The sequence below is a fragment of the Microbacterium hominis NBRC 15708 genome (genome assembly GCF_001592125.1).
GTDB classification, from domain to species: Bacteria; Actinomycetota; Actinomycetes; order Actinomycetales; family Microbacteriaceae; genus Microbacterium; species Microbacterium hominis.
The window spans coordinates 87,350-98,927 of sequence record NZ_BCWI01000010.1 but is presented as its reverse complement, the minus strand read 5'-3'; the positions used below and the strand labels follow the sequence as shown (position 1 = coordinate 98,927).

General features: G+C 71.7%; 11 protein-coding genes. 8 read left to right on the top strand and 3 right to left on the bottom strand.

Annotated elements, in window-relative coordinates; translation table 11 throughout:
• The first annotated feature begins 8 nt into the window (after positions 1-8).
• Both MHO01S_RS09585 and MHO01S_RS09580 read left to right on the top strand, forming a co-directional pair.
• Positions 9-761 (top strand): IclR family transcriptional regulator, encoded by a 753-nt coding sequence (locus MHO01S_RS09585; RefSeq protein WP_061782212.1) that lies wholly within the window; start codon positions 9-11, stop codon positions 759-761.
• 98 nt (positions 762-859) lie between these two features.
• Positions 860-2,044 carry a 4-hydroxybenzoate 3-monooxygenase gene (locus tag MHO01S_RS09580; RefSeq protein WP_060959683.1) on the top strand — a complete coding sequence of 395 codons (1,185 nt, stop codon included), beginning with the start codon at positions 860-862 and terminating at the stop codon, positions 2,042-2,044.
• 6 nt (positions 2,045-2,050) lie between these two features.
• On the opposite strand, the gene MHO01S_RS09575 is transcribed toward MHO01S_RS09580, so the two are convergent.
• Positions 2,051-2,503 (bottom strand): MarR family winged helix-turn-helix transcriptional regulator, encoded by a 453-nt coding sequence (locus tag MHO01S_RS09575; protein ID WP_061782211.1) that lies wholly within the window; start codon positions 2,501-2,503, stop codon positions 2,051-2,053.
• 88 nt (positions 2,504-2,591) lie between these two features.
• On the opposite strand from MHO01S_RS09575, the gene MHO01S_RS09570 reads away from it, so the two are divergent.
• The 6 genes from MHO01S_RS09570 (at position 2,592) to purU (ending at position 8,620) form a co-directional block, all read left to right on the top strand.
• Positions 2,592-3,518 carry an SDR family oxidoreductase gene (locus tag MHO01S_RS09570; protein WP_061782210.1) on the top strand — a complete coding sequence of 309 codons (927 nt, stop codon included), beginning with the start codon at positions 2,592-2,594 and terminating at the stop codon, positions 3,516-3,518.
• A 7-nt stretch (positions 3,519-3,525) separates the two neighbouring features.
• Positions 3,526-4,413 carry an amidohydrolase family protein gene (locus tag MHO01S_RS09565; protein WP_060959686.1) on the top strand — a complete coding sequence of 296 codons (888 nt, stop codon included), beginning with the start codon at positions 3,526-3,528 and terminating at the stop codon, positions 4,411-4,413.
• 3 nt (positions 4,414-4,416) lie between these two features.
• Positions 4,417-5,610: an acyl-CoA dehydrogenase family protein gene (locus MHO01S_RS09560; RefSeq protein ID WP_061782209.1), complete on the top strand. Its 1,194-nt coding sequence runs from the start codon at positions 4,417-4,419 to the stop codon at positions 5,608-5,610.
• Between the two features lie 42 nt (positions 5,611-5,652).
• The gene (locus tag MHO01S_RS09555) at positions 5,653-6,105 is read left to right on the top strand and encodes a MaoC family dehydratase (RefSeq protein ID WP_060959688.1); all 453 of its coding nucleotides are present in this window, start codon (positions 5,653-5,655) and stop codon (positions 6,103-6,105) included.
• Positions 6,105-7,631 carry an o-succinylbenzoate--CoA ligase gene (gene menE / locus MHO01S_RS09550; protein ID WP_060959689.1) on the top strand — a complete coding sequence of 509 codons (1,527 nt, stop codon included), beginning with the start codon at positions 6,105-6,107 and terminating at the stop codon, positions 7,629-7,631. The genes MHO01S_RS09555 and menE overlap by 1 nt, the downstream gene beginning before the upstream one ends.
• Before the next feature lie 116 nt (positions 7,632-7,747).
• On the top strand, positions 7,748-8,620 hold the full coding sequence (gene purU / locus MHO01S_RS09545) for a formyltetrahydrofolate deformylase (protein ID WP_060959690.1): 873 nt from the start codon (positions 7,748-7,750) through the stop codon (positions 8,618-8,620).
• Between the two features lie 24 nt (positions 8,621-8,644).
• On the opposite strand, the gene MHO01S_RS09540 is transcribed toward purU, so the two are convergent.
• Together MHO01S_RS09540 and MHO01S_RS09535 are read right to left on the bottom strand one after the other, a co-directional pair.
• The gene (locus tag MHO01S_RS09540; protein WP_061782208.1) at positions 8,645-9,544 is read right to left on the bottom strand and encodes a serine hydrolase; all 900 of its coding nucleotides are present in this window, start codon (positions 9,542-9,544) and stop codon (positions 8,645-8,647) included.
• Positions 9,541-11,550, bottom strand: a complete 2,010-nt coding sequence (locus tag MHO01S_RS09535; protein ID WP_060959692.1) for a M13 family metallopeptidase — start codon at positions 11,548-11,550, stop codon at positions 9,541-9,543. The genes MHO01S_RS09540 and MHO01S_RS09535 overlap by 4 nt, the downstream gene beginning before the upstream one ends.
• Positions 11,551-11,578: the final 28 nt, after the last annotated feature.

The following is an 11,578-nucleotide window of genomic DNA, read 5'->3' as shown; positions in this document are numbered from 1 at the left end:
GTGGCGGCATGGCGAACTCTCCCAGCGGGGACTCCCTGACGTCGCGGCTCGTGCGCGTGCTCGAGACCTTCACGGCGGATCGCACCGTGCAGACGGCGAGCGAGATCGGCCGCCGGGCGGGGCTGGCCTCCTCGACCGCCCACCGCATCGTCGACGACCTCGTCGCGGCCGGTCTGCTCGAGCGCGACGACGACCGGCGGGTACGCGTCGGGATGCGGCTGTGGGAGCTGGCGCTGCGCGGCTCGGGGGCCCTGCGCCTGCGGCAGGCGGCGCTTCCCGCCATGGCCGCCGTGCAGGCCGAGGTCCGCGAGCACACGCAGCTCGCGGTGCTGGAGCAGGACGAGGCGCTGTTCGTCGAACGGCTCTCCGACCCGGATGCCGGGGCCAACATCACCCGCATCGCGGGCCGGCTCCCGCTGCACGCCTCGTCGGCGGGGCTCGTGCTCCTCGCGCACGCTCCCTCCGCCGTCCGGGAGCGCGTGCTCTCCGGGCCGCTGCGCCGCGTCGCCCGGGAGACGACCACGGATGCCGCACGGCTGCGCCGCCTCCTCGCCGACATCCGCCGTGACGGCCACGTGGTGGCGGTCGGCACCGTCGAGTCCGTCTCGACCGGGGTGGCGGTGCCGATCCGCGACGCCGGTGTCGTGGTCGCGGCGCTGGCGGTCGTGCTCCGGCGCGACGACGACCCCGCGCCCGCGCTGCGCGCGTTGCGCGCCGGGGCCGCCGCGATCGAGGCCGCCCTGCGCGCCGCGCGACACTGATCTCGGCATTCCCATTCATCGGGAATCTGCGAGACAGGCCCGGATGCCGCGCCACACTGGAGCGCAGCACCGCCAGGCCCGTCGTCGAAGGAGACGCCATGACCGCCGTCCGCACCCCCGTCGCCATCGTCGGCGCCGGCCCGGCAGGACTCCTGCTCTCACACCTGCTGGCCTCCTCCGGAATCGCCTCCCTCGTCGTCGATGCGCGCAGTCGCGCCGAGATCGAGACCACGATCCGCGCCGGCATCCTCGAGCAGGGCACGGTCGACCTGCTGGTCGAGACGGGAGCCTCGACCCGCGTGCTCACCGACGGTCGGCGACACGACGGCATCGAGCTGCGATTCGACGGCGAGGGGCACCGCATCGACTTTCCCGCCCTGACCGGCCGCAGCGTGTGGCTGTATCCCCAGCACGAAGTGCTCGCAGACCTCATCGCCACGCGCCTCGCCGATGGGCAGGACCTGCGGTTCGGCACGCGCATCGAGACCGTGGACACGACCGACCCCGCCAGCCCGCGCCTGACGGGCACGGATGCCGAGGGGCGGCCCGTCGAGATCGAGGCCGACATGGTGGTCGGGGCGGACGGATCGCGATCGGTCGTCCGGGCGGCGCTGGGCGGATCGGCGGCGGGGTCGTTCCGCGAGTATCCGTTCGCGTGGTTCGGCATCCTCTGCGAGGCGCCGCCGAGTGCCGACGAGCTGATCTACAGCCACGCGCCGGAGGGGTTCGCGCTCATCAGCCAGCGCAGCGCCACCGTGCAGCGCATGTACTTCCAGTGCGACCCGGGCGCCGATCCCGACGCCCTGAGCGAGCGGGAGATCTGGGACCGGCTGCAGGCGCGCGTGCCCGGCACCGTGCTGAAGGAGGGTCCGATCTTCCAGCGCGACGTGCTGCGCTTCCGCAGCTTCGTGGCCGGCGAGCTGCGACGCGGCCGGGTCGCGCTCATCGGCGACGCCGCGCACACCGTGCCTCCGACCGGCGCCAAGGGCATGAACCTGGCGGTCGCCGACGTCGTGCTGCTGCATCGGGCGCTGGAGGCGCTGCTGCACCGACGCGACGAACGGCCGCTCGACGCGTTCGGCGAGACCGCGCTGCGCCGCATCTGGAAGGCGCAGCACTTTTCCTGGTGGATGACGAGCATGCTGCACAGCACTCCCGAGGCGACCGCCTTCGACCGGGAGCGGCAGCGGGCCGAGTTGCGCTCGATCGTCGAGTCGGAGGCGGGACGCGCCTACCTGGCGGAGGCCTACACGGGGTGGCCGTTCGAGACGCGCGTGGGCTGAGGGCGCTCAGTCGGGGAAGGCGATGCGGCGCAGCAGCGCCGCGAGCTGACCGCGCTCCGCGTCATCGAGCGCGGCGTGCAGCTGCCGCTCGGCGGCCTCGGCGGCCACCAGTGCGCGTTCGTAGAGCGCACGGCCCGCGGCGGTGGCGACGACCACGTTCGCCCGGCGATCGCCCGGATCGGGACGCCGCTCGACGAGCCCGCGGCCCTGGAGGTCGTCGACGAGGGAGACGACCTGACTCGGGTCGAGGCGGAGGAACTCGGCGAGCTCGCGCTGCGAGGGCCCGTCGACGTCGACGGCGAGCGCGAGCACCGAGTACGACCGCGCCTTCAGCCCGAGCGGGGCGAGGGCGGCGTTGCCCGCCGCCACGGAGAGCGCGGTGGCCCGAGCGAGCAGGAAGCTCATATCCTCGGCGAGTCGGGCGGGGGCGCCGACCCGGGATCCCTCTGTGTGCGGCATGACCAGATCGTAGCAAATCTCACAGAATTCAATAATTGACTTCTTCAACTATTGCCGGTTCAATGGAGCCACGAACGAAGGAGTTCCCATGTCTCTCGACGGAAAAGTCGCCATCGTCACCGGCTCGGGCCGCGGACTCGGCCTCGCCTACGCGCAGGAGCTCGCCCGGCAGGGCGCGGCGGTGGTCGTCAACGACGTGGATGCCCCGACGGCGCAGGCCGCCGCCGCGGCGATCGAGGAGCGGGGCGGCCGGGCCGTCGCGGTGGCGGCGGCCGTGGGATCGGCCGAGACCGCCCGCGAGCTCGTGCGCGTCGCCGTCGAGACCTTCGGCGGCCTCGACATCCTCGTCACCAACGCCGGCGTGCTGCGCGACGGCGTCCTCTGGAAGACGAGCGACGAGGCGTTCGACACCGTCGTCGACGTGCACCTGCGCGGCACGTTCACGTGTGTGCGCGAGGCGGCGACCCACATGCGCGGCGCCGGGGTCGCGGGTCGCATCATCTGCATCGGCTCGCCCACGGGCCAGCGCGGCAACTTCGGCCAGACCAACTACGCGGCCGCGAAGGCGGGGATCGTCGGCATGGTGCGCACCTGGGCGATCGAGCTGAAGAAGGCGGGCATCACCGCCAACGCCGTCATCCCGGTGGCGGCGACGGCCATGACGGCCACCGTCCCGTACTTCGCCGCCGCCGTCGAGGCCGACGCCGCGGGCGAGCCCATGCCCGCGTTCTACCGCCACGACCTCGGCTTCGGCACCGCCGATGACGTGTCGGGGCTCATCGCCTACCTCGCCTCGGATGCCGCGGCAACCGTCACGGGACAGGCCATCGGCGTGGGCGGAGACCGCATCCAGCTCTGGTCCCATCCGGAGCCGATCGTCACCGCCTATCACGAGGGCGGCTGGAGCACCGCGGCCCTGGAGGAGCAGTTCCCGACGCTGATCGGCGCGAGCCTGCAGTCCGTCGGCGAGCACTTCCCTCCCCTGCCCGACGATCTGCAGCGTCCGCGGCCCTGACCCGCCCATGACCACGCGATACGAGCCCGCGATCGACGTGTCGACGACGACCGCGATCGACATGCACGTGCACATCGAGGTCGATCCGCACGGGCACAGCTCCCTCCCCGACGATCTCGCGGCGGCGGCGACGTCCTACTTCCGCGCCGACGTCGGCCGTCCCGACCTGGACGCCGTGGCCGCCTACTACCGCGAGCGGTCGATGGCGGCGGTCGTCTTCACCGTCGATGCGCGGACCGCCCTGGAGCACCCGCCGCTGTCGAGCGAGGAGATCGCCGCGGGCGCCGCGCGCAACAACGACGTCCTGATCCCGTTCGGCTCCGTCGACCCGCTGCGCGGACCGGCGGCCGTCGACCATGCGCGACGCCTCATCGAGGACCACGGCGTGCGCGGGTTCAAGTTCCACCCGACCGTGCAGGGGTTCGACCCGAGCGATCCGCGCTGGTTCCCGCTCTACGAGCAGCTCCAGAGCGCGGGCACGATCGCCCTGTTCCACACCGGTCAGACCGGCATCGGCGCCGGCATGCGGGGCGGGCGGGGGCTGCGGCTCGCGCTGTCGAACCCGATGCTGCTCGACACGGTCGCCGCGGAGTTCCCCGATCTGCGCATCGTCATGGCCCACCCCTCCGTCCCCTGGCAGGACGAGGCCATCGCCGTCGCCACGCACAAGCACAACACGTGGATCGACCTCTCGGGATGGAGCCCGAAGTACTTCCCTCCCGCCCTCGTGCGGGCGGCCACCTCCTTCCTGCGCGCGCGCGTGCTCTTCGGCTCCGACTTCCCGCTGCTCACGCCGGACCGGTGGCTGCGCGACGTGGAGGAGACCGCGCTCACGCCGAAGGTGATGCCCGGCATCCTCAAGGACAACGCCGTCGCACTGCTGGGGCTGGGCTGAGCGATGGTTCCGACGCTGACCACGGCCGCGCCGTTCGGCTTCGACCCCCTCGGATACGCCCCGGCCCACCTGAGCGCCGCCGCGCGGGCGGTCCTCACCCGGCTGGACGACACCCTGCGCGCCGACGTCGCCCCACTGCTGGCGGAGGCCTGGGAGCGCGCGACGCTGCCGCCCGCGGCGCTCGATGCGCTCATCGACCTCGCTCTGATGAGCCCCGCGGGGCTGGAGGCGGCCGAGGCCTCGTCGTCGATGTTCTCCGGGTACCGCACCTTCGTCCTCGCCCGGACCGACGTGTCGATCGCGACGGCCTACAACGCGCAGGCCGGGCTGTTCCGCACCGCCGTCCGCCGGGGCGGGACGCGGCAGCAGGCCGATGCGCTCGACCCGGACATCCGCTCGTTCGCGCTGCGCGGCGCGTTCGCGCTGACCGAGCCCGACCACGGCTCCGACATCGCCGGAGGCCTCGCGACCCGCGCCCGCCGCGACGGGGACGACTGGGTGATCGACGGCGCCAAACGATGGATCGGCGGAGCGGACACCGCTCACGTGCTGGTCGTGTTCGCCCGGTCCGACCGGGACGGCGAGATCACGGCGTTCCTCGTCCCGAGGGAGGCGCCGGGCGTGCGGCTCGTCCGCATCGAGGGCAAGACGTCGCTGCGGATGATGCAGAACTTCGACGTCCACCTCGACGGGGTGCGCGTGCCGGAAGCGTCGCGGCTGGGGCGCGTCGCGTCGTGGCGCGACGTCGCCGAGATCCTGCGCGCACTGCGCTCGGACGTCGCGTGGATCGCGACCGGCCTGCAGGCGGGCGCGCTGGATGCCGCCGTGGCGTACGTGCGCGAACGCGAGCAGTTCGGACGGCCGATCGGCGGCTTCCAGCTCGTGCAGGAGAAGCTCGCGCGCATGCTCGGCAACCTCACCGCCTCGCTCGGCATCGTCACCCGACTGTCGGCGCTCCAGGACGACGGCACGCTGCGCGACGAGGACTCCGCGCTCGCCAAGATGCAGACCGCCCGACTCGCCCGCGAGAGCGCGGCGCTCGGCCGCGAGGTGCAGGGCGGCAACGGCATCCTGCTCACCCACGACGCGGCCCGGTTCTTCGCCGACGCCGAGGCCGTCTACTCCTACGAGGGCACGCACGAGATGACCTCACTGATCGTCGGACGCGGCCTCACGGGCGTGTCCGCCTTCGTCTGAACCCGACCGACCTTCGTCTGTACCCGACCGAAAGGACACCCCATGACCACGACCGCCGCCTACGCGGACGCCCCCGACCTCGCCGGCACCGACCTCGGCTGGACCGACTGGATCGAGATCACGCAGGACCGCGTCGACCTGTTCGCCGACGCGACCGACGACCACCAGTGGATCCACGTCGACCCCGAGCGGGCCGCGGCCGGACCGTTCGGGCGCCCCATCGCGCACGGCTTCCTGTCGCTGTCGCTGACGGTCCGGTTCTGGTCCGAGCTCTTCGAGCTCGACGGGGTGGGCACGAAGGTCAACTACGGGCTGGAGAAGGTGCGATTCGTCTCCCCCGTCGCGGTGGGCGCCCGCATCCGGGGCGGCGCCGTCATCGCGGAGGTCCTCGACATCCCGGGCGGCTACCAGTTCACCGTCGACCAGACGATCGAGATCGAGGGCGCCCCCAAGCCCGCGGTCGTGGCCCGCGGCCTGTACCGCTTCTACGCCTGATGAACGACCGCGGCCTCGGCTCCTGGATCGCCAAGCGCCGGCTGAAGTGCCCGGACAAGACGGCGCTCGTCTTCGGTGCGCACGCGCTGACCTACGCGGAGCTGGCCGACCTGGTCGACCGCGTCGCGGCGCTGCTGGCGGAGCGCGGCGTGCAGAAGGGGGATGCGGTCGCCTACCTCGGCGAGAACAGCCCCGACTTCCTCGCGGTGCTGTTCGGCTGCGCCCGGCTCGGCGCGGTGTTCGTCCCGGTGAACACCCGTCTGGCGGCCCCCGAGATCCGCCACGTGCTCACGGACTCGTCGGCACGCGTGCTCATCCACGACGTCGAGCTCGCCGAGCGGGTCGTCGACGGCGTCGAGGCGGCGCGGATCGCCCACGTCCTCCTCACCGGCGACGGCGCCCCCGGCATCCCGGGCCTGGACCGACTGCGCTCCGCCGCCGGACGCCGGCCCGTCGAGGCCGAGATCGGTCTGGACGACCCGGCGATCGTCATGTACACCTCGGGTACGACCGGCCGCGCCAAGGGCGCCGTGCTCACCCACGGCAACCTCACCTGGAGCGCGCTCAACTGCATCGTCGACTACGACGTCGTCTCCACCGACGTCGCCCTCATGATCTCGCCCCTGTTCCACGCCGCCTCCCTCGGGATGGGCGCCCTGCCGGTGATCATGAAGGGCGCCACCATGGTCCTCGAACCGGGGTTCGACGCCGGCCGCGCCCTCGAGCTCGTGCAGCGTCACCGCGTCAGCATGCTCAGCGGCGTGCCGACGACGTATCAGCTGATGGCCGACCACCCCGACTGGGATCGCACGGACGTCTCCAGCCTGCGCAAGCTCACCTGCGGCGGATCGGCCGTGCCCACCCGCATCCTCGACGCCTACGAGCGGCGCGGCCTGTCGTTCTCGCAGGGCTACGGGATGACCGAGGGATCGCCGGGCGTGACCTCGCTCGCCCCCGAGGCGACGACGCGCAAGCAGGGCAGCGTGGGCCTGCCCCACTTCTTCACCGAGATACGCATCGCCGACGAGAACGGGATGCCGGTCGCCCCCGGCACCGTCGGGGAGATCGAGGTCACGGGGCCGAACGTCTTCGCCGGCTATCTGAACCTGCCGGAGGAATCGGCCGCCGTCTTCACCGACGACGGCTGGTTCCGCTCCGGAGACCTCGGCTACGTCGACGCCGACGGCTACCTCTTCATCGCCGACCGCCTCAAGGACATGATCATCTCCGGGGGCGAGAACATCTACCCCGCCGAAGTGGAGAACCTCATCAACGACATCCGCGGGATCTCGGGCGTCGCGGTCATCGGGGTGCCGGACGAGCGGTGGGGCGAAGTGCCCTGGGCCGTGGTGACCGTGCGCGACGGACAGGACGTGTCCACGGCGTCGGTGCGCGCCGCCCTGGACGGGGTGCTCGCTCGCTACAAGCTCCCCAAGAACGTGGTCGTGGTCGAGGAGCTGCCGCGCACGGCATCCGGCAAGATCCGCAAGGCGGATCTGCGCGCCCGGTTCGGGCGGCGACACTGACGTGACGACCGGGCGGCCGCAGACCTGACAAAATCGCTTCTACACGTTCGGCGGTCTGCGGCCGACATCCGATGGGGTCCGCGGCCGCACCGCCGCGCCGTCTTGAGGAGATCCGCATGTCCCTGCACACCGATGCCCTGCGCGACCACGCCTGCCTGATCGTCCACGGACCGGACCAGCCCGGACTCGTCGCCGCCGTCACCGCACTGATCACGCGTCACCGCGCGAACATCGTCAGCCTCGACCAGTACTCGGACAACCCGGAGGGCGGGGCGTTCTTCCAGCGGGTGGTCTTCCACCGCACCGACCTCGCGGCCGCGGTCGACGAGATCGAGGACGACCTCGCGCGCACGCTCGAGCCCTACGGGATGCAGTGGCGGCTCACCGACCAGTCCGTCCCCAAGCGGATGGCGATCCTGTCCTCCACGAGCGACCACTGCCTGCTCGAGCTGCTCTGGCGTCATCGGCGGGGCGAGCTGAACGTCAGCATCCCGATGGTCGTCTCCAACCACACGGTGTCGGCGGAGGACGTGCGCTCCTTCGGCATCCCGTTCTTCCACGTCCCCTCCAGCGGCGCCGACAAGTCGGTCGCGGAGGCCGAGATCCTGAAGCTGCTCACGGGCAACGTCGACTTCGTCGTGCTGGCACGGTACATGCAGATCCTCTCCGACGACTTCCTCGAGAAGCTCGGCGTGCCCGTCATCAACATCCACCACTCCTTCCTGCCCGCCTTCGTCGGCGCGGGGCCTTACAAGAAGGCCAAGGAGCGCGGGGTCAAGCTGATCGGCGCGACCAGCCACTACGTCACCAAAGACCTGGACGAAGGACCGATCATCGAGCAGGACGTGACGCGGGTCGACCACTCGATGACCGCCTCCGACCTGCAGTCGCGCGGCGCCTACGTCGAGCGGGCGGTGCTCTCCCGCGCCGTGCAGTGGCACGCCGAGGACCGGGTCATCCGCCACGGCAACCACACGATCGTCTTCTGAGCGGCGGCCCGGCCCGGCCCGGCGTCAGTACACGTACTCCATGAGGTCGAGCCCGAGGGCGCGGAACGCCTCGTGCGCGCGCAGCCGGTGCGCGACCGACAGATCGTCGAAGCACACGATGAGGGCGTAGGCGGCGCCGGCGCGCGGCCCGGCGATGACTCCGGCCTCGGCGCGGATGCCGTCGCCCCGGCCGGTCTTGTTGACGAAGAGCAGACCGTGGCGGTCGTCGTCGTGCGCGAAGGGGTCGAGCGCCGTGCTCGCGGCGACGAGCGCCAGATCCTGGTTGAGGCTCAGCCACTCCGACACCTGTGCGCTCACCGCCGGTGAGACGACCTGGGCGTTCACGAGGCCCGCGAAGAGGGTGACGAGCTCTCCCGTCGAGGCGAGGCCGACGTGCGGGGCGTCGTCGAGGCCGCGCTGATCGCGGAAGCCGTCGATCAGGGCCGTCTTGACGAGACCGATCTGCTCGACGCGCGCACGGACGGCGTCGAGCCCGACGCGCTCGAGCAGGGCGTTCGCGGCGGCCGCGTCCGACGCCGCCGCCGCCAGCACGGCGAGGTCGCGCACCGGCAGGGCGGGCGCCGCCAGCCGGTGCCAGAGGCCGCCGACCGTGACCGGCGGCACCGACGTGCGCTCGATGATCTCGAGGGGATCGAGCGTGCCGGCATCCATCTGCGCGGCCACCTCGATGAGCAGCGGCACGACGCCGATGCCCGCCACGGGGAGCACGAGGTGGGCGTCGCCGGCGAGCACCGTCTCGCCCGAGTCGAGGTCGGTCACGCACACCGAGACCTGCGCACCGGCCGCCGCCACGGCGTCGAGCGCGGCGAGCGCCGTCGAGAACGATCGCGTCCGCCCGCCGGATCGCCGCGGCGAGCGGCGGGATGCGGGGCGCTCCCCCCGCCGCGGCGATGCGGTGGTCACCAGATCGTGACGCGCTGGTCGGCGTCCAGCCACAGCGCGTCGGTCTCGGCGACGTCGAACGCCCGGTAGAACTCGTCGACGTTGCGGACGATCTGGTTGCAGCGGAACTCGTTGGGCGAGTGCGGGTCGATCGTCAGCAGACGGATCGTCTCGGCGTCGCGCCCCTTCTGCTGCCAGATCTGCGCCCAGCTCAGCAGCAGCCGCTGGATGCCGGTGAAACCGTCGATCACCGGCCCGTCGGCGTTCTCGTCCGTGACGTCGGCGCCGCTGTCCAGCCCCAGGGAGAGCCGGTACGCCTTGATGGCGATGCCGAGCCCGCCGAGATCGCCGATGTTCTCGCCGATCGTGAGCGCCCCGTTGACGTGGTGCTCGGCGGCGAGACCCTGCGGCACGAGCTCGTCGTACTGGGCGATCAGGGCCGCCGTGCGCTGCTGGAACGCCGCGCGATCCTCGTCGGTCCACCAGTCGCGGAGGGCGCCGGTGCCGTCGAAGGCCGACCCCTGATCGTCGAAGCCGTGGCCGATCTCGTGGCCGATCACGGCGCCGATGCCGCCGTAGTTGGCCGCGGCATCCCGATCGAGCTCGAAGAACGGGTACTGCAGGATCGCCGCGGGGAAGACGATCTCGTTCATCAGCGGGTTGTAGTACGCGTTGACCGTCTGCGGGGTCATGTACCACTCGTCGCGGTCGATGGGTGCTCCGAGCTTGGCGATCTGCCGCTCGTGCTCCCACGCGTTGGTGCGGCGGACGTTGCCGATGAGGTCGGCGGCGTCGACCTCCAGAGCGGTGTAGTCCTTCCACTTCTGCGGGTAGCCCACCTTGGGCGTGAAGGCGGCGAGCTTCTCCAGCGCACGGTCGCGGGTCTCGGGCGTCATCCACTCCAGCGTCGCGATCGACGCGCGGTAGGCCTCGATGAGGTTCGCCACCAGCTCGTCCATCGCCTCCTTGGCCGCCGGCGGGAAATGGCGATCGACGTACACCTTGCCGACCGCTTCGCCCATGGCCGCCTCGACGAAGCCGACACCGCGCTTCCAGCGTTCGCGGTTGACCGGGACGCCGGTGAGCTCGGTGCCGTAGAAGGCGAAGTTGGCCTCGACGAACGCAGCGGACAGGAACGCCGCCGACGCGCGCACGACGTGCAGTCGCAGCCAGGCCTTCCAGTCGTCGAGGCGGTCCTCGACGAGCAGGCCGCCGAGGCCGGAGAAGTAGCTCGGCTCATTCACGTTGATCTCGGCGAACCCGTCGCGGCGCCCCGGCGCGACGGCGTCGAGCCAGGGATCGAGGTCGACGCCGACGAGCCCCTGCACCTCATCCCAGGTCATGAGGTTGTAGGTGGCGACCGCGTCGCGGGTGCGCACGTTGTCCCAGTGGTGCGTCGCCAGCTCGGTCTCGAGCGCGAGCACCCGGTCGGCCTGGCGCCCGGCATCCTCGCCCGCGGCGTCGACGCCGGCGAGCGCGAGCATCGTCTGCACGTAGTCGCGGAACGCGACACGGGTCTTGTCGAAGTTCTCCAGCCGGTAGTAGCTCTCATCGGGCAGCGAGAGCCCGGACTGGACGAAGAAGGAGACGTAGCGCTCGGGGTTGCCCGGGTCGGGCTCGATGTACACGCCGATCATGCCGCCGACGCCCTCGCGCTCGAGCTCGCCGACCGTGCGCAGCAGCGCGGGGACGGAGTTGATCGCGTCGACCCGGGCGAGCTGGTCGCGCAGGGGCTCGGCGCCGCGCTGCTCGATCCGCTCCGTGTCCATGAAGCTCGTGAACAGGTCGCCGATCTTGCGCGCCTCGGTCCCGGGCTCCGCCGCCGTCGACTCCTCGATGATCGCGCGGACGTCCTTCTCGGCCTGCTCCGCGATGAGGTGGAACGAGCCCCACCGCGCCTTGTCGTCGGGGATCTCGGTGCGTTCCAACCAGGCTCCGTTGACGTGGCGGAAGAGGTCGTCCTGAGGACGGATGCCGGGGCTCAACGCGGACAGCTCGATACCCGAGCGCAGGGAGGGATCGGTCATGCCGTACAGGATACGCGCCGGTTCTGAC